The 25,510-nt window shown below is 73.5% G+C and carries 21 protein-coding genes; 9 read left to right on the plus strand and 12 right to left on the minus strand.

Features of this window, described 5'->3' with window-relative positions; translation table 11 throughout:
- Positions 1-623 precede the first annotated feature (623 nt).
- Together AC067J_RS23835 and AC067J_RS23840 are read right to left on the minus strand one after the other, a co-directional pair.
- Positions 624-1,670, minus strand: coding sequence for a DsbA family oxidoreductase (locus AC067J_RS23835; RefSeq protein ID WP_478302292.1), 1,047 nt, complete (start codon positions 1,668-1,670; stop codon positions 624-626).
- On the minus strand, positions 1,667-2,086 hold the full coding sequence (locus tag AC067J_RS23840; protein ID WP_478302294.1) for an RrF2 family transcriptional regulator: 420 nt from the start codon (positions 2,084-2,086) through the stop codon (positions 1,667-1,669). Before AC067J_RS23840 ends, AC067J_RS23835 begins: the two co-directional genes overlap by 4 nt.
- A gap of 342 nt (positions 2,087-2,428) precedes the next feature.
- Between AC067J_RS23840 and AC067J_RS23845 the strand changes: the two genes are divergently transcribed.
- Complete coding sequence (locus AC067J_RS23845; RefSeq protein WP_478302296.1) at positions 2,429-2,998, plus strand: cupin domain-containing protein; 570 nt, start codon at positions 2,429-2,431, stop codon at positions 2,996-2,998.
- A 261-nt stretch (positions 2,999-3,259) separates the two neighbouring features.
- On the opposite strand, the gene AC067J_RS23850 is transcribed toward AC067J_RS23845, so the two are convergent.
- A complete protein-coding gene (locus AC067J_RS23850; RefSeq protein ID WP_478302298.1) occupies positions 3,260-4,360 on the minus strand; it encodes a hypothetical protein in 1,101 nt (366 codons plus the stop codon).
- A gap of 479 nt (positions 4,361-4,839) precedes the next feature.
- Between AC067J_RS23850 and AC067J_RS23855 the strand changes: the two genes are divergently transcribed.
- Positions 4,840-5,400 carry a hypothetical protein gene (locus AC067J_RS23855; protein WP_478302299.1) on the plus strand — a complete coding sequence of 187 codons (561 nt, stop codon included), beginning with the start codon at positions 4,840-4,842 and terminating at the stop codon, positions 5,398-5,400.
- A 133-nt stretch (positions 5,401-5,533) separates the two neighbouring features.
- Here the strand turns inward: AC067J_RS23855 and AC067J_RS23860 are convergent, their stop codons facing one another.
- Together AC067J_RS23860 and AC067J_RS23865 are read right to left on the minus strand one after the other, a co-directional pair.
- The gene (locus AC067J_RS23860) at positions 5,534-6,373 is read right to left on the minus strand and encodes a hypothetical protein (protein ID WP_478302527.1); all 840 of its coding nucleotides are present in this window, start codon (positions 6,371-6,373) and stop codon (positions 5,534-5,536) included.
- A gap of 601 nt (positions 6,374-6,974) precedes the next feature.
- Positions 6,975-8,528, minus strand: a complete 1,554-nt coding sequence (locus tag AC067J_RS23865) for an IPT/TIG domain-containing protein (RefSeq protein WP_478302301.1) — start codon at positions 8,526-8,528, stop codon at positions 6,975-6,977.
- A 420-nt stretch (positions 8,529-8,948) separates the two neighbouring features.
- Between AC067J_RS23865 and AC067J_RS23870 the strand changes: the two genes are divergently transcribed.
- The gene (locus tag AC067J_RS23870) at positions 8,949-10,193 is read left to right on the plus strand and encodes a serine hydrolase domain-containing protein (RefSeq protein ID WP_478302303.1); all 1,245 of its coding nucleotides are present in this window, start codon (positions 8,949-8,951) and stop codon (positions 10,191-10,193) included.
- Positions 10,194-10,683: 490 nt separating this feature from the next.
- The gene (locus tag AC067J_RS23875) at positions 10,684-11,208 is read left to right on the plus strand and encodes a GtrA domain-containing protein (protein ID WP_478302305.1); all 525 of its coding nucleotides are present in this window, start codon (positions 10,684-10,686) and stop codon (positions 11,206-11,208) included.
- Between the two features lie 246 nt (positions 11,209-11,454).
- Here AC067J_RS23875 and AC067J_RS23880 read toward each other — a convergent pair whose 3' ends face one another.
- Positions 11,455-11,610: a hypothetical protein gene (locus AC067J_RS23880; RefSeq protein ID WP_478302306.1), complete on the minus strand. Its 156-nt coding sequence runs from the start codon at positions 11,608-11,610 to the stop codon at positions 11,455-11,457.
- A gap of 181 nt (positions 11,611-11,791) precedes the next feature.
- On the opposite strand from AC067J_RS23880, the gene AC067J_RS23885 reads away from it, so the two are divergent.
- The 3 genes from AC067J_RS23885 (at position 11,792) to AC067J_RS23895 (ending at position 15,556) form a co-directional block, all read left to right on the plus strand.
- Positions 11,792-12,610: a maleylpyruvate isomerase family mycothiol-dependent enzyme gene (locus AC067J_RS23885; RefSeq protein ID WP_478302308.1), complete on the plus strand. Its 819-nt coding sequence runs from the start codon at positions 11,792-11,794 to the stop codon at positions 12,608-12,610.
- A gap of 370 nt (positions 12,611-12,980) precedes the next feature.
- The gene (locus AC067J_RS23890) at positions 12,981-14,384 is read left to right on the plus strand and encodes a cytochrome P450 (RefSeq protein ID WP_478302310.1); all 1,404 of its coding nucleotides are present in this window, start codon (positions 12,981-12,983) and stop codon (positions 14,382-14,384) included.
- Positions 14,385-14,587: 203 nt separating this feature from the next.
- Positions 14,588-15,556 carry a histone H1-like repetitive region-containing protein gene (locus tag AC067J_RS23895; protein WP_478302312.1) on the plus strand — a complete coding sequence of 323 codons (969 nt, stop codon included), beginning with the start codon at positions 14,588-14,590 and terminating at the stop codon, positions 15,554-15,556.
- Positions 15,557-15,667: 111 nt separating this feature from the next.
- On the opposite strand, the gene AC067J_RS23900 is transcribed toward AC067J_RS23895, so the two are convergent.
- Complete coding sequence (locus AC067J_RS23900; RefSeq protein WP_478302314.1) at positions 15,668-15,868, minus strand: hypothetical protein; 201 nt, start codon at positions 15,866-15,868, stop codon at positions 15,668-15,670.
- Positions 15,869-16,311: 443 nt separating this feature from the next.
- Between AC067J_RS23900 and AC067J_RS23905 the strand changes: the two genes are divergently transcribed.
- Together AC067J_RS23905 and AC067J_RS23910 are read left to right on the plus strand one after the other, a co-directional pair.
- Entirely contained in the window at positions 16,312-18,066 is a 1,755-nt protein-coding gene (locus tag AC067J_RS23905; RefSeq protein WP_478302316.1) for a pentapeptide repeat-containing protein, read from the plus strand.
- Positions 18,067-18,223: 157 nt separating this feature from the next.
- The gene (locus AC067J_RS23910; RefSeq protein WP_478302317.1) at positions 18,224-18,949 is read left to right on the plus strand and encodes a HEAT repeat domain-containing protein; all 726 of its coding nucleotides are present in this window, start codon (positions 18,224-18,226) and stop codon (positions 18,947-18,949) included.
- A 136-nt stretch (positions 18,950-19,085) separates the two neighbouring features.
- On the opposite strand, the gene AC067J_RS23915 is transcribed toward AC067J_RS23910, so the two are convergent.
- The 5 genes from AC067J_RS23915 to AC067J_RS23935 all read right to left on the minus strand — a co-directional run bounded on the left by AC067J_RS23915 (position 19,086) and on the right by AC067J_RS23935 (position 25,069).
- Entirely contained in the window at positions 19,086-19,766 is a 681-nt protein-coding gene (locus AC067J_RS23915; protein WP_478302319.1) for a polysaccharide deacetylase family protein, read from the minus strand.
- 669 nt (positions 19,767-20,435) lie between these two features.
- Positions 20,436-21,134: an alpha/beta hydrolase gene (locus AC067J_RS23920; RefSeq protein ID WP_478302321.1), complete on the minus strand. Its 699-nt coding sequence runs from the start codon at positions 21,132-21,134 to the stop codon at positions 20,436-20,438.
- Positions 21,135-21,841: 707 nt separating this feature from the next.
- Positions 21,842-22,012: a hypothetical protein gene (locus AC067J_RS23925; RefSeq protein WP_478302323.1), complete on the minus strand. Its 171-nt coding sequence runs from the start codon at positions 22,010-22,012 to the stop codon at positions 21,842-21,844.
- Between the two features lie 521 nt (positions 22,013-22,533).
- Complete coding sequence (locus AC067J_RS23930; RefSeq protein WP_478302324.1) at positions 22,534-24,093, minus strand: AMP-binding protein; 1,560 nt, start codon at positions 24,091-24,093, stop codon at positions 22,534-22,536.
- Between the two features lie 88 nt (positions 24,094-24,181).
- Positions 24,182-25,069, minus strand: a complete 888-nt coding sequence (locus AC067J_RS23935) for a LysR family transcriptional regulator (RefSeq protein WP_478302326.1) — start codon at positions 25,067-25,069, stop codon at positions 24,182-24,184.
- Positions 25,070-25,510 lie beyond the last annotated feature (441 nt).

Genomic DNA, 25,510 nt, shown 5'->3' on the forward strand with positions numbered 1-25,510 from the left:
TGTGTGGCGGTTCGACTCGGTGCTGCGCGCGGTGCTGTGCGGTGCTGTGCGCGGGTGCCTGCTGCCGGGGTGCGGTGAGGTCCGGCACCGTGTTCGCTGTGCTGCGGCACGGTGCGGCGGTAGAGGTCGCGTCCGGCCGCGGCCGGGGGGCTTCGGCGGTACGGCACTACCGGCCGCGAGGGCCGGGGCGGGGCCCGGCGGCGGGGTGGCCGCCTGGCCGGGGCGCGGTCAACAACAGAGGTCGTTGCCGGCGCGTCGGTGGCTCGTGGAGCGGCGCACCGGGACGGGGTGCGTGGGGTTCATGCGCTCATCCTGGCCAGGTCAGCGGCCTGCTGTCAATGGATACCAAAAGGTGTCTGTTTGCTGCGGGAGCGCTGCAACACTCCCTCAACACGCCGTTCACGCCGCGCTCTTGCGTCGCCCACGGAGGGCCGGTACCGCGTCGGCACACGCTCCGGGGAGCCGCGCGTGCTGCGACGGCCGTGTGACGTCTCACCGCTCGGGCGCCCGCCCGGCCGTCCGTCTCGCGGGCCGGACGGCCGCTCGCCCCGGATCGCTCTCCGGCCTGCCTCCGACCGTTCTCCCGGGTCTTTCCCGGTCGAGCCCCCGGGTCCGGTGAGGCCTCAGGCGTCGGCGACGGCCCCGGGGGAGCGGTGCGCCGCCGCCCAAGCCGGGCCCGGGCGCTCCCCGGGGTGCAGCACCAGCACGCCGTGGCCGGTCGTCACCCGCAGCGCGTCCTCGGGCAGTGCCCCCGGTGCCCCGGTCACCTCCGGCTCGCTCAGGCTCCGGTAGCGCTCCAGCAGCTCCGTCGCCGTCGGCTCCGGGCGGCCCCCCGCCCGGAGGCCGGGCGCGACGGCCACCGCCGCGGCCAGGTACTCCTCGACCGTCCGCCATCCCGGCACCGCCAGGCAGCCGGCCGGACCGCTGAACACCAGCGTCGGCAGCGCGTAGCGGTGCCCGTCCTCGGTCTCCTTGGCCGCCCCCGGGTGCGGGCCGCTGCCGCGCAGGCCGATCACCTCCGGCCTCGGCCGGCGCGCCTCGGCGCGGTCCCGGCGGACCCGCTCGCGCACGGCCGGGTCGGCCACCGCGGCCAGCAGCCGCCCCTCGTCGAGGCCGGGGATCCCGGCCAGCGCCGCCCTCACCCGGTCGGGGGTGTCGGCCGGCTCGCCGAGCACGAACGCGCTCTCCCGCAGCCGTCGCAGTACCCGCTCGGCCACCAGCGGCCCCTGGGCCTCGGCGGCGGCCGAGGCCAGCGAGGACGGCCAGCTGCTCTCCGCCACCCACCGCAGCCGGGCGGCGCGCGGGGCGCCGGTGTGCCCGGCCACCTCCGCGACGTACCGGGCGTACCAGGCGGTCTCGGCCGCGGGGTCGGGCGCGGGCTCCTCGCCGTCGTCGAACAGGATGCCGAACACCCGGCGGTGCCGGACCGCGCCTCCGAGCTCCCGCAACAGCCGCCGCAGCCGGGGCTCGGCACCCCAGGACCACGGGCACATCGGGTCGGTGTACTCCGCGACCTCCACGGACGCGGGGCCGTCCGGCGGGCCGTGCGCCGGGCCGTGCGCCGGGCTGTCCGCCGGCCCGTGCCCTGCCGGCTCGCGTCCGGCCGGCCCGTGCCCCGCCGCTTCGTGCTCCGCCGGCCCGGCCGGCCCCGCCGCCTGGCCGGGCGTCATGCGGGTGCCGCCTGCCGGGCCGTCCCGACGAGGTGCGCCACGGTGGTCTCCGCGAGGATCTCCACGGCGCGGTCCTCCACACTGCGCCACACCGCGGGCAGTCCCTGCGCGGGGCCGGGGTAGTCGAGGCCGGCCAGCGGTTCACCGCGCAGCGTGATGACCTCGCCGTCGACCGCGCGGACCACGTCCAGCAGGGTGATCTCGGCGGCGGCCCGGCCCAGCCAGTAACCGCCCTCGCAGCCGCGCTGACTGCGGACCAGCCCGGCTCGCCGCAGCTCGCCCACCACGGACTTCAGGAATCGGAACGGGATGCCCTGGGAGGCGGCGATGGCCTCACAGGTCAGCGGGCGGGACGTGTCGCAGGCGAGCTCGACCAGAGCCCGAGCGGCGTAGTCCGCCTTGGCGGAGATATGCATGGGCCGAGTATCCCCCGGTCGCGGTCGTGCTCAAGTCCCTTGTCCGCGGCGGTGCGGAGGACGTGGCCGAAAAGGACACCTCTTGACATCCTTTTCCCGCTGGGCCTAGCGTCCGAAGTCGGCCGGGACATTCCGTCAGGCGCCGGACCGCCGCATCCAGGCGCGTGTCCGCCCCCCTCCGCCACGGGCGCCCGCTCCTTCCCGCCCCGCACCGCCCCGCACTGCCCCGCGCCCGCCTGCCGTCCCGCTCACCCTCATCCAGCCCTCACCCCGCCGCCCCGCCCACCGCCAGCCGCCGTCGCCCTGCCATCGCCCTGCCGTCGCCCCGACCGAGGAGCCGCCATGTCCACCGCCCGCCCCCCGCACCACCCGCCCGCCGACGGCTCCGGGGAGGGCCGGGCAGACCTCCCCGTGGTGACCCAGGCGGGCACCGGCTTCCACCCCCACCTGCACCACGGCGAAGCCGCCCCCGGCACCGGCCTGCGCGCCCGCCTGCACCACGTCCGCGCCGGCGACCTCGACGGCGACACCGCCCAGACCGGCGGGATGCGCCGCTTCGCGGCCATCAGCGGGCGGACGGTCGGTTCCGAGAAGCTCTGGATGGGGCAGACCCACGTCGCGCCCGCGACCGCGTCGTCCGACCACCACCACGGCGAATCCGAGACCGCCATCCATGTCGTCAGCGGCCACCCCGAGTTCGTGTTCGTCGACGACTCCTCCGGCACACCGGAGGAGATCCGGCTGCGCACCGGCCCCGGCGACTACATCTTCGTCCCGCCGTTCGTCCCGCACCGTGAGGAGAACCCGGACCCCGACGAGGAGGCCGTGGTCGTGATCGCCCGCAGCACCCAGGAGGCCATCGTGGTCAACCTCCCCGGCCTGTACGCCCTCGGCGCCGACGGGGAGGCGTAGGCCCGTCCGCTGGAAGGCCTGCCCCGGGCCCACCCGCTGCCCCCGAGGCCTCCCACGCGCCGCCCGGACCGGCGCCCCGTCGTCACACCCCGGCCCTGACCGTCCCGTCCGGACCACCGACCCGCCCACCCCCACCCCCACGACGCCCTCGCCGAGCGCCCCCCGACGGCACGACCGGCGGGGGCGGGAGCGAGGAGGCTCACGAGGCGGCCGCCCGGCCCGCGGACCGGGAGCGAGCGGCTGCCCCGGGGCATCGGTGGATCAGTCCAGGCCCCCGACCGGGACGATGAGCCGTCCGAAGTCTCGGCGCGCCCGCTCGACGACTTCGAGGGACGGGCCGCCGGGGGAGAACCAGGCCGCCGGATCGGGGTCCTCCACCAGGAAGCGGCCCGGCCCGATCTCCGTGGCGGCCCACCCGGACAGGTCGTCGGCCCGGTCGAGGTGGGCGCGGGTGAGGACCTGGACGCCGTGGGCGTCCGGCACGTGCCGACGCCAGGCAACGGTGTTGGACCGCAGGGCGTCCACGGGGACGGTGGGCAGCGGGGGAAGCGCCCTGCCGCGCTGCTCCCAGCCGTAGGCCCACCGGTCGGTCATGGCGATGAACGCGAGCCGTGCCCGGTCCGCCTCGGCGACCACGGCCTCCCGGGCGCGGGCGACCGGTTCGGCCCACGGGCGAGCGGGATCGTAGGCCTGGTAGACGACCAGTCCGTCCTGCTGCGCGAACACCCGGGAGGCGCGGACCTGCGAACCGTCGAGCTGGACGAGCGCGGCGGTGTCGGAGCAGCGCAGCGCCGCGGCCAGGTGCGCCGCGACCTCCGTCGGTGGGGCGGGGTCGTGCTGGAGGAGCGGTGTCGCGCTCAGGTGCGCGTCTCCGCCGCCGCGCGCGGTCCAGGCGGCCGCGCGACCGGACCACGGGCGGACGTCGGAGTGCTCGATGAGCGCGTGGTCGAGGGCGAGGAACGCCGTGGCTCTCGGCTCGGGCCCGAGCTGCAGCCGGCGCGGTGGCTTCACACACGGTGTCGCACGGACCAGGCCCGTCAGCCCCTGCCGCCGCAGTGACGTGCAGAACGCGCCGAGCCAGGTGGTCAGCGAATCGGGGCCCGCGTAACTCTTGAGCGTCAGGCCGGCGCCGTCCAGGGTGAGTACCGGGCCCTGGCCCCACATCGTTTCGCCCGGGCCGCCCCCGTCCGTGACCGCCAGTGCCGCCGACGTCGCTGCGAGCAGAGGCGTGTTGTCGCCGTCCCACCGCGAACCGCCGGGGCGGTCCGGTACGAACTCGACGTGGCAGCCGTCGTACCCGTTGTGTTCGAGCGCCCGCTCGATTCCCGCGAGGTCGAGCCGGATGCCCCCCGTATCCGTCATGCCGGAACCCTATCCGGCTCCACCCGGCGCGTACGGGCCGTCGGGGCGGCGGGTGGCCGGACGGCGGGTGGCAGGGACGGCGGATCCCGCAACTCGCTGAACGTGCGTGAAGCGGCGTTGAACCTGCCGGGGGTCGGCAGCGCCCCCGCGCGGCTGAGCTCATCCGTCACCGATGCGGTGGTGAGGGTCTTCGGCAACCCGTCCGACAGCACGTGACGGTGACGGTGACGGCGTACGTCGTCGGCGTTCCGGGCAGGACACTCCGGCGTCGGCGGCGAAGTCGATTCGCCTCCTGCCAGCTGAGCACCGACAGCCTGGCCGGGCCCGCCGGAAGCCGACGGCCCCGGCCGGTCACCGGCTGAGTACCCTCGTCCCGTGACCGACCACGGCAACGCGCTGCCGCACCACCGCCTCCACATCGTGCCTGCGGTCGTGGCACGGGCGAGGCCGACCCGGGCAGCACGAGGAGCGGACGGAAGATGAATACGGAGAACGACCGCCTGGCCCGGATCCTCGGCGCGCCGCCGCAGCAGCCGGCGGCCGTACCGTGGGAGCGCTCCGCCGCGGAGGTCGGCTTCGCCTTCCCCACGGACTACAGGGAGTTCGTCGACCGATACGGATGCGTTCGGATCAACGGCGAGCTGTCGGTGACGATTCCGACCTTGCGCTCCTACGACGGCGGGCCGATCGTCGGCTTCCCCGGCTTCGTCCGGCTGACGACGGAGGGGATCGCCGCCGAGCTGGCCGCCGACCCGGAATGCCCGTACCCCGTTCACCCCGAGCCCGGGGGACTTCTCTCCTGGGGGTCCAATCTGAACGCGGACCGGTTCTTCTGGCTGACGGAGGGTGACGATCCGGAGTCCTGGCCGGTGGTGGCCTTCTTCCGGAGCCTGGAGGAGTGGGATCGCTTCGACGGCGGATTCTCGGCGTTCCTGCTCGCCGTCGTCGACGGCGCGTACGCCTACGCGGACGAGGTGGCGCCGGCCTCTCCGGACGAGCCGTTGTGGCAGTGCCAGGGTGGCTGGAACCGGGTGGAGTAGCGGGCCGAGCCGGACCGGCGGCCGCTGCCGTCCGGTCCCGGCCCGTCCTGCCCTCTCGGTGCTGTCCGCCCCGTCCTGTCCGCCCGGCTTGCCTGCCGGGCCTGCCGTCCGCTGCTGCCGCTCCGGTGCCGGGTCAGCGTCCGCGCGGTCGCCGGGCGGGGGCGAGGGGGAGCTGGTCGCCGGTGGCGCCGGCTTCCAGGCGTGCGTAGTCCGGGTGGTCCAGCCGGTGGTGGGCGTGGATCTGGTCGGCCCACGGCGGGTCGAACGGCGTGAACGCGCGCAGGCCCAGGACCCGTCCGATCGGCCGGTCCGGGTGGGCGGCGTTGAAGTCGGCGATCGCGGCGGCCTCGCCGATCTGCTCGATGGTTCCCGGCAGGTCGTCGAGGTAGAGCGTGACCCGGGGCAGGAGGTGCCCGTGCCCCGGGGCCCGGAACAGGTCGAGGGCGGTCGCCGTCGAGGAGTAGTAGTCCAGGTCGAGGGAGACGAAGCCGACCGGATGGTCGCGCAGCACGTCGGCGTGGGTGTCGAGGTAGTGGGGCAGGGTTCGGGCGAGGTCGCCGATCACCAGCTCGGACGAGCCCAGGCGGGCGCGCAGCCGGTCGTGGTCCATGGTGTAGAAGCCGGGAGCGAACAGGTAGGGCATGTCGCGGGGGTCCTTGGCAGGGGGCAGTCCCGCGCCGCCGTCGAAGCCGACCACCCGCACCGCCACACCGGTGGCGGCGGCGTAGTACCGGGCGTGCTCGGCGAGGGCCAGCAGTCCGTTTCCCCCGGCCACCCCGAACTCGACCACCGTGACGCCCGGGTGTCCCAGCCGCGCGGCCGACTCGGTGGCCCGGCGCACCCCGTAGGCGTAGTGCGGCCGTTCGACCAGCCCGAACCGGTACGCCGCCGCGGAACCGACGCCTGGCAGTCGCCGCAGCAGCCGGTTGCGCACCGCGTTGCGGGTGCCGGACTTCGACCAGTCCCACAGCACGTCGGCCAACCCGCCGGCAGGCCGGCGACCGAACGGGTGCCCCTTCTGAGCGGTCGTACCCACACCTCTGCGCACTACGACACTCCCCACCACGACGAAGCGGTCACAGGGCAGCCTTCCCGCCCGCGTTCCCCGCCCAACCGGGCACGGCAAGTCATGGCCGAGACCCGCCGCACGCGGTCACCGCCGCCGGGACGGATCGATCGTCACGGCAGCTCGCTCCCGGGGACGGGGACGGGGGGAGGGACGGGCGCGAGCCCGGACGTCGTGCGCCCCAAGGATCGTGGTGTCCCGGTTCGTCGATCGACAGCACCGTGCTCTCGATGGAGGAGACCAGGGTGATGCCCCCGGCGATCGGCCGCCTGTCCGGCATCCGTTCCTCCGTCACTTCGGGCCCGTGGGCCTGCCGGTCTGCCGGTGGGCACGGGCGGTCGCGGTTTCGCTTGCGGTTGCGTTCATGGTGACGGGAAATCCTTCGGTTCGGGCCCGGAGAAATGACAGTTGCTCACCGGCCTGAGCCGAAGGATTTACGGTCACGGCCCGAACCGCTGGACTCTACGGCTGCGCCCGGGCCGGTCACCGGCCGGTCGTGCAGCGCGCGTCACAGCCCGGTGTAGGTGAACTCGTCGGCGGGGCTGGTGGGAGAGGTCGCCACGCCGGACGTCACGGTGATGTCGACCGTCTGACGGTCGTCGAACCGCACCGGTACGACCACCGTGAGCTGGGTGGGTGACTGGGAAAGGATCTTGGCCGCCGTCTCCTTGAACTGCACGGTGGCGGCGGCGGTGAACCCCGAGCCGGTGATCGTGACCTGGCTGAGGGCCCTCCCACTGGTCGGGCTGACGGCGCTGACCACCACGGGCGCGGGGCCGCCGAAGGCGAACTGCCCCAGCGGGACGGCCGGAGAGGTGCCGAACATGTTGGTGACCCGCACGTCGACGATGCCGATCCCGTACGGTACGGCGGCGGTGATCTGCGTGTCGGAGTCGACGGAGAACCGGTGGGCGGGCAGGGTGCCGAAGTCGACCACGCTGTCCGCGGTGAATCCGCTGCCGCGGATGACCAGGGGCTCGTTCCCGTCACCGAAGGTCGGTTCGATCTCCGTCACCACCGGGCCGGCGGGGACCGCGGGCGCCCCCAGCAGGCTCAGGTAGGTCGAGTTGGCGTGCTGGAACGAGACCTGGCCGAGGAAGTCCGCAGTGGTGTGGTTGGTGAGGTTCTTCGCCAGGACGGTGTAGTCGGGGTTCTCCAGCGAGGCCGTGCCGGGCTGGACGTAGGTGTTGCCGTTCGTGCGGCGGGCGATCACCGCGAGAAGGCCCGTCACCTCGTCCGTCGCGGCGGGTCCCGGGCTCGGGTACCAGCTGTCGGCGTCGGTGAGGTCGGCCCAGGCGAGCGGCACCAGGTCGAAGGCGTTGACGTGGCGCTCCTGCACCAGCCACGGAAGGGAGTCGACGTAGTCCGCGAAGCCCTGCAGACCGGCGGTCGGAGCGGCGTGGGTGACCAGCGCGAACGCCGGTCCGAGCGGTCCCGTGGAGAGCCTTGCCCGGAGGTAGGGCGCGAGCATGGTGGCGATGCAGCCGCCCAGACTGTGGCCGGTCACGTAGACGGTCGGCTGCGGGAAGGCCGGCACCGACTCCAGGAGGTCCGCGAGCGCCCCCAGGAGCACGGTGCCCGGAGCGGGGAAGCCGGCCTCCGGCGCGGGTTCCCCGGCGGCGCGCGCCTCCGCCGGCGAGATGATCGAGCGTGCGCCGGCGATCTGGGTGAAGGCGTCCATGGCCCCCTTCGAGACGGCGACGGGCTCCGGCGATCCGCCGGCGGCGAAGGGGACGACCGTGCCGACGTCCAGGTCCTCCAGGATGTCGGCCAGGCTGGGGGTCGTCCCGCGCACGACCACGGCGAACTCGTTGGAGCCGTCGGTGTTGCGGGCGATGTACGCCATGTTGGCGTTGTCCGGGCTCAACGCCAGCCACGCGAGCTCCCAGGTGCCTCCCGTGGCGAGCTGCGCAATCTCCAGTTGCGCCGTGATGCCCCGGAGGATTCGGGTCGACTGCTGTTGGAGGCTCTCCCCGGACGGGCGCGGCGTGGCGGCCGTGTCGGCCAGGGCGGCCAGCGTCATGGTCACCTGGGCGACCGTCGGGTTGGAATGCTGCGGCATGGTGCTCGCTCCTCGGGAATGCGCTGACGCGGAGGGTGGGGAGCGGTCCGGGCGCGGGCGTCGGTGCCACGAGGGACCGCCGGACGGACCGTACCCGTGCGAACGGACGGCGCAGCGTCCTGTCGTTCCGCCGGTCTAACCGGCGGCACGACAGGACGCGCCGGGTGTCCGGCGGGCGGGGCAAGCCCTGCCCGCCCGTACCGCGACGGACCGGCGGTCGTCCCGGCACCCGACGCGCAGGCGTGCCGCGTGTGGGCACCCGGGCCCCAGGTGCTGGGCCCCAGGTGCTGGGCGCCGGGCGTCCTGCGGACGAAGGCGACCGCGGTCTCCCTTTCCCCCGTGGGGCCCAACGGGGGAACCTCGCGAGGGTCGGGTTCCCGGCGGGCCGCCTCCCGGGCGTCCGCGGCCGATAGTGCGGACATGAGACTCAGACCCACCCGTTCGACGTCCCTGCTGTGCGTGGCCTCGGTCACCGCGCTCGTCGCCCTCGGCGTTCCTGCGACAGCCGTCGGCGGAGCGGCCGCCGGGGGCACGGCGGGTGGCGGCGACGGCCGCCACCCCTGTGTCGGTTCCCGGGTGCCCGACAGCGGCCCCGCACGCGACGTCCTGCGGATCGCGGAGGAGGCGAAGGCGGAGCTGGACCTGAAGTCGGTCATCCTGCGGGTCAGCGCCGAGGGCCGCGAGGTCGTCACGGCCGCGCTCGGAGAGTCGATGACCGGCGTCCCGGCCGACCCCGCCATGCACTTCCGCAACGGCAACGTGGCGATCAGCTACATGGGCACGGCGCTGCTGCGGCTGGTCGACGAGGGCACGGTCGGCCTCGACGACCCCGTCGCGCGCTGGCTGCCCGACCTCCGGGACGGCGACCGGACCACCCTGCGCATGCTCGCCGACTCCACCACCGGCCTCGTCGACTACGTCACCAGCCCGGGCTTCTCCGACACCGTCTACGCGGACCCGTTCCGCCAGTGGACGGCCGAGGAACTGGTGGCCATCTCCACCGGCCGGTCGCCCTGGTACGAGCCGGGCACCAACTGGAGCTACTCGCACGCCAACTTCGTCCTCCTCGGCGCCGCCCTGGAGAAGATCACGGGGGAGCCGCTGGACGTCCTGCTCCGGCAGAAGGTCACCGACCCGCTCGGACTGCACGAGACCCGCAACAGCTCCACGCCCGACATCCCCACGCCCGTACTGCACGCCTTCACCGCCGAACGCGGGACGTACGAGGAGTCCACCTTCTGGAACCCCTCGTGGACGACCGCTCCCGGCGCGGTGCAGACCACCGACATCTGCGACCTGGCCCGTTCGGCCGCCGGCATCGGCTCGGGCGAACTGCTCTCGCCGTCCTCCTATCGGGAGCTGCTGAACCCCGGGACGGTGGGCCTGGGCACGCCGACCGGCAAGTGCCCGGAGAAGGTCTGCATTCCGAACACCGAAGCCACCCACTACGGGATGGGCCTGCTCGTCCTGGGCGACTGGGTCGCCCAGCACCCGCTGTTCTTCGGCTACGCCGCCTCCCAGGCCTACCTCCCGTGCGAGCACCTGTCCATCGCCGTGTCCACCACCAAGGGCCGCACCACCCCGGACGGCCACACCGCGCAGGTGGTCACCCAGCGGATCGCGGCCGCGCTCGCCCCGGACCACCCGATCCCCGACTTCGGCTGAGCCGCGCCCCTCACTCCTCACTCCTCACTCCTCACCCCTCACCCCTCATCCGAGGCCGGACGCTCGCGCGCTCGCCGGGGCCCGCCCGCCTACCGCCCCCGCGGTCCCGGCCGACGCGCAGTTGTCACCTTCCCCGCCTGGGCCACGCGGCCCAGGCGGGTTCCGCCGTTTCCGGGGCCGGTGAGCGCCCGGTCCGACGGCCGCTCCGCAGCTCCTCGTGGCATAGCGTTCACAGACAATCCGTTGCAACGATTTCCAAGCTCGCATTGCATTCGATCGTCGACTCTTTGCAACGAAATCAAGGCGTTGAGCTGCATCAATGATGATTCTGTGCAACTACCATGTTGCGCCATTCATGAAGGCAACGTAGCGTTTCCATTGTCAGAAACGGCGCTGGCGAGTCGCGGAGACCACGGGGGCGATGCCTCCCGCGGTCTCGTGGGCGGACCGGCGCGCGTTGCACGGGGTGGGTCATCACAGGGGGCGGGTCATGGAGACAGCACAGAACCGGGAGCAGGCGGCGCCCGGAGCCTTGGCGGCCTTCGCCCGCTTCGTCGTCTGCGGCGGCGGGGTGGGGCTCGCCTCCAGCTTCGCCGTGACGGGTCTCGCGTCCTGGATGCCCTGGGTCCTGGCGAACGCCCTGACCACCGTGGTCTCCACGCTCCTTGCCACCGAGTTGCACGCCCGCTTCACCTTCGGCGCGGGCGGGCGCGCGACCCGGCGCCAGCACCTGCAGTCGGCCGGCTCGGCGGCGGCGGCGTACGCCGTGACCTGCCTGGCGATGCTCGTCCTCCGGCAACTGACGGCCGAGCCCGGCGCGATGCTCGCGCAGACCGTCTACCTCTCCGCCTCCGCGCTCACCGGCGTCGCACGGTTCGCGGTCCTGCGCCTGGTCGTCTTCGCACGCGACCGCTCCCGGGCCGCAGACACGGTCCCGACCGTCCACCCCGTGCCGGCGACCCTGGCCCGCACCACCACCCCGACCGACCCCGCGGCCCTCTGCCGCGCCGCCTGAACAGGGCGCTGGTTGAAGCCGGTTGCGCCGCTCGGGCCGCTCGGCCCGCCGCCCGCCGGCCGTCGCGCTCCCGCCGCTCGCGGTGCCGCACGACGCGCGCCCCGGGGCGGTCCGCGGTCGCCTCCTGCGACCCGGGCCGCTGTTGCCGGGGCTGCGGCCACCGTTGGCCTGCTGCGGCCCGGGGGCGGGCTGTCGTGGTCCGTCGCTTCATGCACCGGTGTTGACGATGTATCAGGTGCCGGTGTGTCAGGTGCCGGGGCTCGTGGGGGCGGTGTGGGACGCCTGTTGGGCCTGGTCGGTGGTCGGCGCCGTCGGCGCGGGGTCCTGGGGTGCGGGTGTACCGGGTGCGGTCCGGTGGGCTTCGGCGTGCTCGTTCGTCCGGTGCTGGTCCTGGCTGCCCATGCGGGTCCTCTTCTCTGCGGTGGTCGGTCGTTGGAAGGGCTGGAGTTCCCGCCCGACGTGGCACTCATGCCGCAGCTCACCCGGATGGCTGCACGGCCCGGACGGGGCCCGCGGCCGTGCGGCATTCCGACCGCCTCGCGGGTCTGGACAGCGGTGCGGTAGTCGGCCACTCTTCACCACCATGACCCTCCCGTTTCCCCCGCACTCTCCGAATTCCGCGCGCGCCGTGCTCTTCGAGGCGGTCACCGCGGTCGGTGACGAGGCCGTCGCGCTGCTCTCCGGCTGCCGCGGCGACACCCCGATACCCGGCGCCGAGTGGACGGTCGCCGAGGCCGCCGCCCACCTGGCGATGGCGAACGAGCTGATGGCCGCACTGGCCGCCGGCCGCGAACGGCCGTACGGGGACGGCACTCCGGGCTCGCTGGCCGCGGCGAACGCGGCCTCGCTGGCGGAGCGGCCGGAGCGGGATCCCGCGGTGCTCGCCGAGGAAATCGCCCGGCAGGCACGGGAGTTCACAGTTGCAGCCGGCTCGCGCGCAGGCACCGAGCCGGTGTCGACCCCGCTCGGCCCGATGGACCTGGACACCCTCGGCGCCTACCTGCTGACCCACATGCTGGGGCACCTCTACGACATCGCCGTCGCCCTCGGGAAGCCCCACCCGATCAACCGGGACCGCGTCGCGCTGACGATGCCGTTCCTGCGGACGGCCATGCCCCGGGTGACGGACGCCCGTGCCGCGGCCGGCCACAGCGCCTGCTACCGGCTGCGGGTCCGCGGACTGGGCGGGTTCGCGGTGACCTTCACGGACGGCTCCGCCGTGGTTAGCCAGGAGCCGCCGCGCCGCCCGGACTGCACGATCCTCACCGAGCCGGTGGCGTTCCTCCTCATCGCGCTGGGCCGCTACAGCGCCACCGGCGCCCTCGCCCGGGGCAGGGTGTTCGCCTGGGGCCGCCGGCCGTGGCTGGCCCCGGCCTTCCCCGGCCTGTTCGCCGCCCCCTGAGAACGGGACTCTCCTCCGAGCAGCCGACGGCGAGGTGAAGGGCGTTGTCTCCGGCTCGAATCCCCCCGAGCCCGAACCCGAGCCCGAGCCCGAGCCCGAACCCGAACCCGAGCCCGAACCCGAACCCGAGCCCGAGCCCGAGCCCCGTGAAGCCGCGGATGGCCCCTCGGTGACGGCTGAGCGAAGCAACCGCACGCCGGCCCGCGAACGGTGGCCACGGCCGCGGGGTGGCGCAGCGCCGTCCGAGAGGTGCCCCAGCATGTGGGTCAGCTTCCGTGGTGGAGGCGCTCGAAGGGGCGAGGGCCGTCGGCCGGGTGAACCGGGTCCGTGCCTGTTGTCCGCCCCTCTCCGGTGCGCCTACCCTGCTGGTGTGTCCTCGACCTCCTCGTCGGCGCGGGGCGCCGCGCCCGCGGCCTATGTGCACGGAAGCCCGCCGGGGGCGGTGCCGGTGCTCGGTCACCTGCCCGCGCTGGTCCGGGATCCGGCGCGGTTCCTGGCGCGGCTGCACCGGTACGGGGACTTGGTGGAGATCCGGCTGGGGCCCTACCGGATGGTGGCGCCCTGCCACCCGGAACTGCTCCGGCAGGTGTACGCCGACGACCGCACCTTCGACAAGGGCGGACCGGTCTACGGGCGGTTCCGTGAGATCCTCGGCAACGGGCTGGCCACCTGTGCCCATGCCGAGCACCGGCGCCAACGGCGCATGCTGCAACCGGAGTTCCGGCCCGACCGGCTGGCCGCCTACGCCGAGGTGATGACCAGGGAGGCGGCGCTGCTGGCCGGCTCCTGGCGGCACGGCGAGGTGGTGGACGTCTTCCCCGCCTGCTACCGGTTCACCCTGCGGGTGGTGACCCGCACCCTGCTCGGCACCGAGGCCCCGGACGTGCTGTCGGACCGGCTGCAGCACGCCTTCGAGACCGCGTTCGCCGGCGCCCTGCGGCGGGTGATGCGGCTGCCCGCGGGCGCCGGCTACCGGACGGCGCTCCGCACCCTGGAGCGGACGGTCGCGGACCTGGTGCGCACCCACCGGGCCCACGGCCCGGGCCGCACCGACCTGCTGGCCGGGCTGCTCGCCGCCCGCGACGAGGACGGCCGGGCGCTGTCCGACACCGAGGTGCACGACCAGGTCGTCGCCCTGCTGCTGGCCGGTACCGAGACGACCGCGTCGCAGCTCTCCTGGACGCTGCGCCTGCTGACGGCCCACCCCGAAGTCCTGGCCGCCGTGCAGGCGGAGGTCGACGCGGCACTGCCGGGCGGCCGCCCCGCCGGGTGGACCGACCTGCCGCGCCTGCCCCGCACCGACCGGGTGCTGACCGAGGCGCTGCGGCTGTATCCGCCCGGCTGGGTCCTGCTGCGCACGTGCACCCGTGAGACCGAGCTCGGCGGGCGCACCCTGCCGCGTGGGGGCCAGGTGCTGCTCAGCCCGTACGTCGCCCACCACAATCCGCAGATCTTCGCCGACCCGGCCCGCTTCGACCCCGACCGCTGGCTGCCGGAGCGGGCCGCCGCGCTGCCACGTTGGGGGTTCGCGGGGTTCGCCAACGGCCCGCGGCAGTGCCTCGGAGCCGACTACGCCCGCGCCGAGGCGGTCATCGCGCTGGCCACCGTCCTGGCCCGCTGGCACCCGGTCGCGCCGCCCGGCCGGCGGCCCGACGACCGCCCGGTGCGGCTGACCACCGTCCTGCGCCCGCACCGCCTGAACCTGTGTGTCCTCGACCGCGAGCGGCCCGTGGCCCCGGCGGGCGATCCGCATCCGGGCGTCAGGCCGTCCTGACCGCGGCGGATTCTGCTGACGGGGGCGCGAGTTCGGGACGGAGCGATGTCGATGGTTGTGGCGTCGGCGCACCGCGGTTCCCGTCGGGCCGGGCGAAATTCCTTTCCTACAACGCACTTCCGCTTCAAACAGCACCAACGGTGGTAGGAGGGGGGACAGTCGCAACACTCTCCCGCTCATGCGGACGGACGGAACGAGAAGCCGTGACGGACAGTCGATTCAGCAACACCATCTCCCAGCTGGAACGGGAGCTTCCCGAAGCCGAGACACGTCGGCGTGAACTCGAGGCCGAGTTGGCGAGGGCCGTCGCCCACGAGAACGCCCTGCGTGGCGCGATCGAGAGCCTGCGCCTGCTGCCGAGTTCGCCGGTTCTTCAGGAAGCGGTGGAGGCTGCTGTTCCCGAGGACTCCGATGCGGAGGTCCCCACTGCGGCCGGCGAGCGCGAGCAACTCGCCGAAGCCCCCGCAGCCGAGCCGGAGGCCGAGCCGGACGCCACCCCGGCACCGGTGTCGAACAGCGCCCCGGCCGCGAAGCCCGCCGTGAGGAAGCCTGCGGCCAGGAAGCCCGCCGCTCGGAAGCCCGCTGTCAGGAAGCCCGCCGTCAGGAAGACGGCGGAGAAGGCCACGGCCGGGAAGAGCACCGCCGAGGCGACCGGGGCCGAGGAGACCGTGGCCGGGGAGGCGGCGGCGGAGGTGAAGGGCGCCGTCAAGAAGACCGCGGCCAGGAAGGCCGGTGCTCGAAGGAACACGGCCAAGGCCGCCGCGAAGCGGCCGGTCGCGACGTCGGCTTCGGAGACGGTGACGGAGACGCAGACGCAGACGGAGACGGTTGCCGACGCGGGCACACGGACGCGCCGCGCCGCGAAGCGAACCGCGGCGAAGGAGGTCACCGGGCAGCCGGAGACGGACCGGCCCGTCGAACCGCAGAAGGACGAGGCCACCCCGGAGGCGCCCGCGTCCACGCGACGGCGCACCGGCACCACCGCCGAGGGCATCCTCAAGGTCCTGTCGGAGTCCGAAGAGGCCCTGCGGGCCCGGGACGTGGTCGCCGCGCTCGGGATCGACGGCACACCGGGGGGCGTGAACGCCGTGCGCACCGCCTTGGAGCGCCTGGCCAAGGCAGGCCGCGCCCGGCGTTCGGGCCGGGGCCTGTACGCCAGGCTGGACGCCTGACGGACACCTCGGGCGGACGGTCGACCGGAAAGCACAAGGGGCCCGGCGTGAGCCGGGCCCCCGGCGCCTTCGAGCATGCCGGACGGCAGGACCGTTGGTCCGGCCCTTCGCTCAGAGGAGCAGGCCCAGCGCGATGAGGATGCCCGTGCAGACGGTCATCGATCCGGTGAAGGTCTTTCCGGCCTGGAAGATCGCGGTGGGGATCGTGGCGCCGTCACTGCGGCTGAGGAGTCCACCGGCCACGCCGAGCAAGGCGGAGAGCAGGATCGCGATGCCGACGATCAGGCAGCGGGTGGCGAACGGGATGGTCATCGCGGGTCTTCTCCTGTGGTGCTCGGCGGCGGGTACTGGGCCCGCCTCCGACGGGATGTGAACGATTCAGCGGGTTGCGCCCTCCCCGGTGCCGTGGCGCGGCGGGGCGCGACCGGTGGCCGTGCTCCCTCGAACGGAAGCGTCGGCCGCCGGCAGTGGTTTTCGGCAACGTCCGGGTCGGGGCGGCGGGTACCGGGTTCCGGGCCCTGGACGGGAACCCTCCGACCAGCAGTGGCTGATGCCGGTCCCAGACTCCTCGACGCGCGGCCGTTGCCGGAACGCGCAGCGAGCGGATTTTTCCGTTCGGATGACGGCCTGTCACCATTGCGTACCTGCGCAACGCCGACCTGGGGGTGGACGTGGCCGACGGCCTGCCGAGCAGAAGGCGGAAAGCCGAGCTCAAGCCGATAGACACGGAGGTCCGAGGTCCTGACCGGCTGCTGATGGAACGGCTCCGCGAGCTGTACGAGGGGAGCAGTTGGACGAGCCTGCGCGAGTTCAGCGAGGCGATCGGGAGGGTGAGGGCCAGAAGACTCGGCTCGACGCTCGACGACATGCCCCATCTCAAGCCCGATGTCGGCACACTGTCCCACTACATGCGCGGCGGCGGCAGGAGCGGCGCCCGGGACCGCCCGCGCCGTGTGACCGAGGAGTTCCTCGACGAGTTCTTCGAGGCGTTGGAGGAGGACCGGGGGAACGGCGGGGCCGGCGGGCCGCGGCTGACCGACGACCTGCGGATCGACACGCTGCGGCTGTACACGGACGCGATCCGGGTCACGCAGCCCTCGCGGGCCCGCCTGCTCGAACTCCGCGAGCAGCACCAAGCCCTCGGCGACCGGTACGAAGGCCTCCGGCAGTTGGTCGAGGACCTGCGGGACGAACTGGAGCGGGCCCGCGCCGAGCGGGACACACTCGACGAGGAGAACAAGCTCCTGCGGGAGCAGGCGGAGCTGGACACCACGGCGCTGCGCCGCAACGAGGACCGACGCGCCGTCCTCGCCGCGAGGATAGGGGAGTTGAAGGAGGACCTCACCCACGTCCAGCAGGAGCGGGACCACATCCGGCGCAGCTACGACGAGTTGAAGGCCGAGCTGGGGGCCGCCGTCGAGGCGGCGGCGGTGGAGCGCCAGGTCCTGGTCGAGCAGCACGAAGCGGCGGTTGCGCACCAGGTCGTGCGCTGGGAGGCGACGCTGCGGGACGTCGAGGAGGAGAGGGTGAAGCGGCTGAGGGCCGAGGAACAACTGCATTCGGTGTACCAGGAGCTGACGGCACCGCTGCCCGCCGAGCAGTTCGAGGTCGAGCCCCGGCCGGCGCCGAGGAGTCCGCGGATCGGGGACGTCGCCGCCGTGATCGCGCAGCTGGACGTGGTGACCACGGATGCGGACGAGAGCTCGGTCCTCTCTCAACTGAGGAGACTCCTGCGTGAGTTCCCGCAGATGCAGGGCATGGCGATCGACCTGCTCTGCAGGTACGTCAGGTCCGTTCGCCGGATCGACCCGTCGACGACGGGATGGGTGCGTGCGGGCCGCGAGACCGTCCACTTCGTCGTCGAGCTGTTGGGCGAGCCCCACGCCGAGCGGACGTCTGCGGACCTCAGTGGCACCGACCTGTCCTACATGACCTTCCGGGGCCGGGATCTGCGCCATGTCCGGCTGTCCAGGTGCCTCCTCGAACGTGTGAGCTTTCGGGACACCGATCTGACCGAGGCGGACCTCCAGGGCGCCGTTCTGCGCAGGGCCAACTTCGACGGCGCGACGCTGCACGGCACGAAGCTCGTGGGGGCGACCCACCTCACCGCCGAGGCCGTTGCGGAGGCCAGGATCGACAAGCACACGTGCCCGCCGGACAACCTGGTCCTCGCCCGGCGGCTGTGGGGGCGGTGGGCGCTGGCCGAGCCCGAGCACAACACCGTGCCGGAACCGCTCACCGCGCCCGTGGAAGGGATGAGTGTCGGCCGACTGCTGCGAGAGCTCCGCACGCGCCAGGGCCACTCCTTGGCGGGGGTGAGCGCCCGGCTGGGGGCTTCCGAGGGGCTTCTGGCGGGGATCGAGGCGGACGATCCCCGCAGTCTGCGGTTCCGAGAGGTGGTGACCCTCTACGCCGCGGAGGTCGGTGCCAACCCGCTCCAGGTCATGGACCTCCTGGGGGAGGCCGGGAGCGGGGCCTCGGACGAGCTCCGGCCTTGGCGCGCTGTCTGAAACCCTGACCTGCGCTCCGCCGGTGAGCGGCACCGCGTTGCGCACCTGCGCAACGGCACGGATCCGCCCGTGGCGGCGTCGGCACCGGCACCCCGACGCCGGTGTGCCCGGATTATTGCCTGGTCGTGGTGGACGGGATGAGCGAGACTCCGTGGTCATGGACGGCAGGATTGCCCGGTGGGTCGGCGAGCTCGGTGCGGATTCGCGCGTGGTGGCAGAGGAGGCTCAGCATTCGCTGACCGCCGTGGGACCGGAGGTGCTGGACGAGCTGATCGCGGCGGTGCCCCACCTGGGGGTGTTCGGGCAGCTCTGCGCCGTCGAGGTCTTCACCGCGCTGAAGGATCCGCGGCCGGGAGACGTGCTGATCGGTTTGCTGGGCAGCGCGAACGCCACCGTCCGCCAGTGGGCGGCCGAAGCCCTGGCGGACCTGGGGATCCGTTCTGCCGTGCCGGCTCTCCAACAGGCCCATGAAGCGTTCCGGCAGCGAGGCCTGGCCCCTGACGACAGTGAAGGAGTGGCGCTTCGCTGGGCGCTGACGGATCTCGGAGCGCGTGAGGTCGTGATCCCGCCGCGGGCCGCTGCGCTGCGCGTCCCGCCGGGGAGCCTGGGCCTGGCCTGGCCGACGGTTCACCTCGCTGAGGTCGTCGAGGACCTTGCCGCTCACGATCAGGCGGTGCTCGGTTTCCAGGTGTGGCAGGTCAAGCACGACGGGCGGGCCTTCGGGGGCCACTCGCCGGGCATCGACTGGGACGTCGACCGCCGGTCGTCCTGGGCGCGGATCGTGACCGACTGCCGGGACTGGGCGCTTCTGGCGGCCGAAGCGACCGGCAAGGCGCCCGATCTGGTGGCGACGGTCTGTTGGATCGACGCCTCCGACCTGTGACGGCCGTTCCTGCGCGGTGCGCGGTGCCCTGACAGGGGCCGTCGGTCGGGGTGTGCGGTTCAGGGCGGTCCGGGTGCCAGGCCTCCGGCCGTCCGGGCGGTCGCGCCCGTACGGCCGGAGGGTTCTGACGGCCGTGTCACCAGCGGTCGGCCTTGGCGTGGAAGGTGAGCCCCGGCCAGGCCTCGACCGGTTCGGCCGAGTAGACGATCCGGCCCGCGCACAGGCGTCGTTCGGCGAGCCCCTGGATGATCTTCGGGATCGCCGCGAGGGTGGTCGGCAGGCCGTCGTGGAGCAGGACGATGCCGCCCGGTTTCACGGTGAGCGCGTTCGCGACGACGGTCTCGGTGGGGATGCCGCTCCAGTCGACGGTGTCGGCGGTCCAGATGACTTCGGTCATCCCGAGTCTGGACGCGTCCTGCCTGGTCCGTGCGTCGGTGCTGCCGAACGGCGGGCGGAAGAGCGTCGGTGCCCGGCCGGTCTGTGACCGGATGAGCCGGCTGGTGTCGCGCAGTTCCGCGAACGCGGTGGGTGCGTCGAGTTCGACCAGGTTGGCGTGGGTGTAGGAGTGGTTGCCGATCCGGTGGCCCTCCGCGGCGATCCGCGAGGTCCCGTCCGGGCGTGCCTGCGCCAGGTCGCCGGTCACGAAGAAGGTGGCCCTGGTGTTTCCGGCGTCGCGCAGCGCCTTCAGGTACGCGGGCGTGCTCGCCGTCGGACCGTCGTCGAAGGTGAGTGCCACGTAGCCCGCGGAGCAGCGCCGCCCGGGGTCGCCGGGCCCGGCCTGGGTGCCCTGGGCGGCCTGTGCCGTCGCCGGTGCCACGGCGCATGCCATCAGCGCGGCCAGGGCGGTGCCGAGCCGGAGCCGGAACGTCCTCCGGGGCGTCGTTCCGTCCTTCGCTTGAACGTTCGCTGTCTTCGCTGTGGATCGCACTGCGGGTGTCCTCTCGATCGCCGGGTCGCCGAATCGCCACGGCCGGTCGGGGAGGTCCGCGGGAGGCCGAGTTCCCCGCACGGTCGTGCGGGTCTCGGCCCGACACCATTGAACGCGACCCGGCGGTTCCGCGATACGGCGAGCGCGGATTCCGTTCCGGACAAGAGAGGTTTCCGTGATGCTTCGTCAAATGACTTTGTATGAGGTGACTTTCCGAGGACCACGACGTTCGTGGCGGCGAATGTGCCGGCGTTGGTCAGTGTGACGGCGACCTCTGACGTGTCCCCGACGTCGAGCACAGGGATGGGTGCGAATTCGACCGTGATCGCGGGTCGGACGTGTTTCTCCAAGCACACGTGAACGGATTCCAGGCGATGCATCGATCGGCACCGGAAGCGGCGGCGGTTTGGCCGAGGCGCAAGGACCCGAAGGTCGGCGGGTGCTGGCGGGACCGGTCGTGGGGCCCGGTCCTGTGGTCCGGTCCGGTCCGGTCCGGTCCGGTCCAGGCCGTGTGGTGCGGTGCGGGGCCGGGGCGGGACCCCGCACCGGGTGTGTCCGCTACCGGCCGGTCACGTCGTTCGCGGCGGCCTCGATGAGGTCGGTGACCGCGCCCGGCTGGGAGGCCAGGGAGGCGTGCGAGGCGTCCAGCTCGATCGTCTTGCGGGGCTGGAGCCGTTCGGCCATGCGGCGTTCGTTGTCCGGGTGGATCATGCGGTCCTGGGCGGACACCTGGTACCAGGACGGCTTCTTGCGCCAGGCGGGCGCGGTGACGGCGTCACCGAAGGTGGAGGCGAGCGGTGCCTTCTGCGTCACGGCCATCACCAGCGCCTCGTCGGGTGTGAGGTCCTGCGCGAAGCTCTCGTGGAAGCGGTCCTGCCGCACCCACAGGTAGCCGTCCGAGTCGGGGGCGATGTTCGGGAACGCCGCCGGCGGCAGCTCCTGGCTGATCGAACCCGGGCTCTCGCCCGCGTCCGGTGCGAACGCCGCGACGTAGACCAGGGCGGCCACGTTCGGCAGGTCGCCGGCCTCGGTGACGACCGCGCCGCCGTACGAGTGCCCGACGAGCACGACGGGGCCGTCGACCTGGCGGATCATCTTGCGGGTGCGTTCGGCGTCGTCCGCCAGGGAGGTCAGCGGGTTCTCGACGGCGTGCAGGTCGCGGAAGCCGCGGCGGTGGAGTTCGGTGATGACCTTGGACCAGTGGGCGGCGCCGCCCCAGAAACCGTGGACCAGGACGATGGAGGGCTTGTCGGCCATGAGGAGCCTTTCTGCGAGACGGGGGAGGGGTGTCCGACTGCCCTGCCCACGTTAGGCAGCTCGCCGGCCCTCGCCGCCGCGCCGCGCCGCGCCCGGCCGACCGCCGTCCGGGCTCCGGCGGCCGGTCGCGGGTGCGTGGGCGGTGTGTCAGGCCCGGTGCCCGTTCCCGCTCCGGCCCCCGCTCTGCCGCCAGGGCCGGCCCTCCGTCGACGCACGGTGCGTGTGAGGCTCGTCTGTGGTCAAATGTCTTGTTTGTCACCGGAGTTGCCTGGAAAGAGAGATCATCGGCGGCTGTGACGGGGGCGTGGGGAAGAAGCGGCCGTCGGGTGTCGAGGGTAATCACGAGGGGGCGGCATGCGCAGGACGGCAGCTGTGGGCCTGGGGATCGTGCTGGCGGTGGCGGGTTGCTCGGTGGCGGGTTGCTCGGTGAAGGCGAATCCGGTGGTGAAGGGGGCGGCGCAGAGTCCGATCACGCCCATCGTCCTGGAGGTCGTCCGCGGAGGGCTGGTGCAGGTGGCCACGAAGGCGGGCGGCAATCCACTGGTGGCGGGTATCGCGCTGGTCGGCGTGTGGGGGGTCGACGTGCTCTCCGCGAAGCTCGCGGACGAGCAGAAGTCGGTGCGGGAGGCCGGTGACGCCATCCTCCTGCTGATCAACCAGACGATCGACGGGAAGTCCGAGACCAGTGTTTTCAAGATCACCACGAGTCACAAGCTGACCGTGGCGATGAACGGGAAGTTCGTCCAGGACATCGAGCCCAGGAAGATCACCATCACGGTCGAGCCCGGCACCGACTCGACGATCGTGGTCACGGACGCCCAGGGCGGCCAGGTCCCCTTCCTCACCGCGACCGTCGGGGTGTCGCCCTCGACCGTCATCGACCTGCTGACCGGTGACCACCGGTACGCTGGACCTCGCCGGATCTGCCCACCCTGGCGGGCTGCGGCTCGCTGCCGGAGGCGTCGTGGACGACCGAGCTGTACGACAGCGCCCCGTCCCGTGACGTGGGCAAGGACGTCTGGTGCGTGCGCAGCGGCGAGGGACGCTACGGGACGCCCGCCTGGGGCGGGACGAGCCAGAAGTACATCTGGAACGTCAGCTACGTGCTCTGGAAGAAGCCGGACGACAAGTAGCCGACAAGTAGCCGACGAGTAGCCCGACAGGTGGCCGACGAGTAGCCGACGAGGGGCAGCCCCGGCCGGCGTCGTCTAGGTGGCGACGACGCCCGGCCGGGGCCCGGGCTCACCGGCCCGCCGGCCACCGTCCCTTCCAGGGGTGCGCGGTGACGCCCCGGCCCTGTCGCCGGGGCGTCACCGCGGCGTCGGCGGGCCCTCGTGCCGGGCGGCCGTGCCGTCCTCCGGGGGCGGGCTCGGTGGGTTCGGCGGGCTCGTCGGCGAGCTCAGAGGTGGCGGGCCAGCCGGGCGCGCAGGAGGTTCTTGTCCGGCTTGCCGGCTGCCGTGAGCGGGAGGTGGGGGAGGAGGTGGAGGGCCTCGGGGGCGTAGAGGCGGCCCTTGCGGGTGATGACGTGCTGCCGGACGTCCTGCAGCGTGGGCCGGTGGCCGGGGGCGGGGACCACGGCGGCGTGGACGTGTTCCACTGCCTCGTCGTCCCGGACGCCGAAGACCGCGCACTGGGCGACGGCGGGGTGCTGGAGGAGGAGCTCCTCCAGTTCCGACGGGTGGACGTGGCCGCCGGTGACGACGATCATGTCCTTGATCCGGTCGACGATGAAGAGGTGGCCGGCCTCGTCGAGGTAGCCGATGTCGCCGGTGTGGATCCAGCCGTCGCGCAGGACCTCGGCGGTCAGTTCGGGCTGTTTCCAGTAGCCGGCCATCGTGTAGGGCGAGCGCACCTGCACCTCGCCCCGCAGGCCCGGGGCGACGGTGGTGCCGTCGGCGGCCCGGATCGCGATCTCGACCCCGGGGAAGGCCCGGCCGACGGTCAGCTGCCCGTCGTGGCCGATCACGTCCTGGTCACCGGGGCCCGCTTCGGTGATGTGCTGCGTCTCCGCCTGTCCGTACCAGCCGTGGAGCACCGGCCCCAGGACCTCGGCCGCCCGGCGGATCCTGGCCGGTGAGGCGGGGGTGCCGCCGTAGCAGACCCGGCGCAGGCTGGACAGGTCGGTGGTGGCCAGGGCCGGGTGGTCGAGGAGTTGGTAGAGCAGGGGCGGCAGCAGCCAGGTGTCGGTGATCCGCTCGCGCTCGATCGCGGCCAGCGCGTCGCCGGGGTCGAAGCCGTGGCGCAGGACGACCGAGCCGCCCTGGAGGAGTGTCGCGTCGGTCAGGATGCCGGCGAGGTGCGCGAGTGCGGTGCAGGCCAGGTAGCGGGCCGGGGCGCCGTCGTCGAGGGGCCGGCCGAGCCGCAGGCTGCGCAGGTAGGGGCCGTGGGCCATCCGGATGCCCTTGGGGATGCCGGTGGTTCCGCCGGTGTGGCGGATGCACCAGTCGTCGTCCGGGCCGCACAGTCCGCCGATCGGGTGCGGAGAGCGGCGTTCGGCGGCGGAGAGGACGTCCTCGGCGAAATCGCTCGGCCCCAGGGAGAGGACCGGGGGGAGGCCGCCGAGGTGCAGGAGTTCCCCGGCGGCGGTGTGCCGGCGGTCGTCGACGAGCAGGAGGGTGCCGTCCACGCTCGCCGTGATGTGTGCCGTGGTGGGCGCGCTCATGCCCTCGTAGAGGGCGACCACGCGGGCGCCCGCCAGGTTGGCGGCGTAGCGGGCGACGAGGGCCTCGGCGGTGTTTCCGGTGAGCAGGGCGACGGTGTCGCCGCGCCCCACCCCGCGGTCGGCCAGTTCGGCGGCGAGCCGGTACACGCGGTCGCGGAGCGTGTCCGCGCGGATCGGCACGCCCTCGGCGGTGGTGAGGACCTCGCGTGCGGGGTCGGCGGCCAGTGCTCCGAGGAGTACCTCCACGTAGCCGCCGCCGTACCCGTCGACCGCGGTGGCGGTGCGTTGCTGACTCATCGTCGTTCTCCCCTGTCGGGAACCGGTGGACGCCGTCGACGCTAGCCGCGGCCCCTTCATGCCTTCCACGACCGGTTCGGCCATGTGCTCATGCGTGCCCGGGCATGAGCTGCTCCACGGCCAGGCGGCGGAAGTCCAGTGCGGCCGGGGAGAGATGGCCGTCCTCGCGCCAGACCAGGGTCAAGGTCCGGTGGCAGTCCTGGGCGTCCAGTCGCAGCCACCCGACCGGGCTGCGTCCGACGAGGCTGCGGTGGGCGACGGCGGGCATCAGGGCCAGACCGAGTCCGGCGGCGACCAGTTCCGGGGTGGCGGCGGCCTCGTCGCTCTCGCAGGCCACGCGCGGAGCCAGCCCCTCGCGGGCGAACAGGCCGTCCAGCAGCGTGCGTTGCCAGTGTCCGGTGCGGGTGGTGACGAATTCCTCGGCGGCCAGTTCGGGTACGGTGACGGATTCCCGGCCGGCGATCGGGTGCCCGGGCGGTACGGCCAGCAGCACCTCCTCGCGGACCAGTTCGAGGGAGGACAGGCCCGGTCCGGCGAGGGGCTGCGAGGCGAGCGCGAAGTCGGCCTCCCCCGCCAGAAGATGACGACGCATCACATCGACCGGCGCCTGGAGCAGTTGTGCCCTCACCCCGGGGCGCCGCTCACGGAAGGCGACCAGGACCGCGGACAGTTGGACGAGCGTCTCGGCGACCACCGCCACCCGGCCCGGTCCCCCGCCGGCGGCGTCGGCGATCTCCCTTCGGGCGTCGTCGAGTTCGGCCAGCGCCCGGTCGACTCGGCGTAGGAAGGCCGCGCCGCGTTCGTTGAGGCGGATCCGGCGGCCCCGGCGGTCGAACAGCGGCAGCCCGAGTTCCGCCTCCAGGCGCAGGATGGTCCGGCTCAACGATGGTTGGGCGACCCGGAGTTGCTCCGCGGCCCGGGTGATGTGCTCGTGCCGGGCGACGGCCTGGAAGTAGCGAAGGGAGAGCAGGTCCATGCCGCCAGTCTGGCCGCTGCGCCCGGTGGGTGGGCGGCTGCCCCCGGGGGCGGGCAGCCGGTCGGCGGGTGCCGGGCCTGCCGGCCCCGGTGGCCGGCGCGCGCTCGGACCGCTGTGCACCGGCCCGCCTCCGGCCCTGCCCGACTCCGGGCCCGCACCGTTGCCCGCCTCGTTGCCCGCCTCCGCCTCGCCCGACTCCCGCCCTGCCCGCCTCCGGCTCCGACCGGGCCGGTCACGCGGGTGTGTCCCGGGGCCGGAGCGGTCTGGCAGGAAGGTGGCGGATGGGATCTGTCGACCTCGTGCGGCCGGGCTGGCAGGGTCGATGGCAGCCCGCGGTCGGCGGGGTCCACTGCATCCGGGGGGTTCCCTTGACGACGACATCCGAGATCCGGACGGCCACCGGTCCGGACCTGGACGGGTGCCGGGCGCGAGCCCTCCGAC

The sequence above is a fragment of the Kitasatospora sp. NPDC042419 genome (genome assembly GCF_056437345.1).

Bases quoted from the DNA above. Each gene is read 5' to 3' on its own strand.
- AC067J_RS23835 (WP_478302292.1), bottom strand. From the start codon at position 1,670: ATGACGCCCGGCCAGGCGGCGGGGCCGGCCGGGCCGGCGGAGCACGAA.
- AC067J_RS23840 (WP_478302294.1), bottom strand. From the start codon at position 2,086: ATGCATATCTCCGCCAAGGCGGACTACGCCGCTCGGGCTCTGGTCGAG.
- AC067J_RS23845 (WP_478302296.1), top strand. From the start codon at position 2,429: ATGTCCACCGCCCGCCCCCCGCACCACCCGCCCGCCGACGGCTCCGGG.
- AC067J_RS23850 (WP_478302298.1), bottom strand. From the start codon at position 4,360: ATGACGGATACGGGGGGCATCCGGCTCGACCTCGCGGGAATCGAGCGG.
- AC067J_RS23855 (WP_478302299.1), top strand. From the start codon at position 4,840: ATGAATACGGAGAACGACCGCCTGGCCCGGATCCTCGGCGCGCCGCCG.
- AC067J_RS23865 (WP_478302301.1), bottom strand. From the start codon at position 8,528: ATGCCGCAGCATTCCAACCCGACGGTCGCCCAGGTGACCATGACGCTG.
- AC067J_RS23870 (WP_478302303.1), top strand. From the start codon at position 8,949: ATGAGACTCAGACCCACCCGTTCGACGTCCCTGCTGTGCGTGGCCTCG.
- AC067J_RS23875 (WP_478302305.1), top strand. From the start codon at position 10,684: ATGGAGACAGCACAGAACCGGGAGCAGGCGGCGCCCGGAGCCTTGGCG.
- AC067J_RS23880 (WP_478302306.1), bottom strand. From the start codon at position 11,610: ATGGGCAGCCAGGACCAGCACCGGACGAACGAGCACGCCGAAGCCCAC.
- AC067J_RS23885 (WP_478302308.1), top strand. From the start codon at position 11,792: ATGACCCTCCCGTTTCCCCCGCACTCTCCGAATTCCGCGCGCGCCGTG.
- AC067J_RS23900 (WP_478302314.1), bottom strand. From the start codon at position 15,868: ATGACCATCCCGTTCGCCACCCGCTGCCTGATCGTCGGCATCGCGATC.
- AC067J_RS23905 (WP_478302316.1), top strand. From the start codon at position 16,312: ATGGAACGGCTCCGCGAGCTGTACGAGGGGAGCAGTTGGACGAGCCTG.
- AC067J_RS23910 (WP_478302317.1), top strand. From the start codon at position 18,224: ATGGACGGCAGGATTGCCCGGTGGGTCGGCGAGCTCGGTGCGGATTCG.
- AC067J_RS23920 (WP_478302321.1), bottom strand. From the start codon at position 21,134: ATGGCCGACAAGCCCTCCATCGTCCTGGTCCACGGTTTCTGGGGCGGC.
- AC067J_RS23925 (WP_478302323.1), bottom strand. From the start codon at position 22,012: ATGACGGTCGAGGGCGACACCCCGACGGTCGCGGTGAGGAAGGGGACC.
- AC067J_RS23930 (WP_478302324.1), bottom strand. From the start codon at position 24,093: ATGAGTCAGCAACGCACCGCCACCGCGGTCGACGGGTACGGCGGCGGC.
- AC067J_RS23935 (WP_478302326.1), bottom strand. From the start codon at position 25,069: ATGGACCTGCTCTCCCTTCGCTACTTCCAGGCCGTCGCCCGGCACGAG.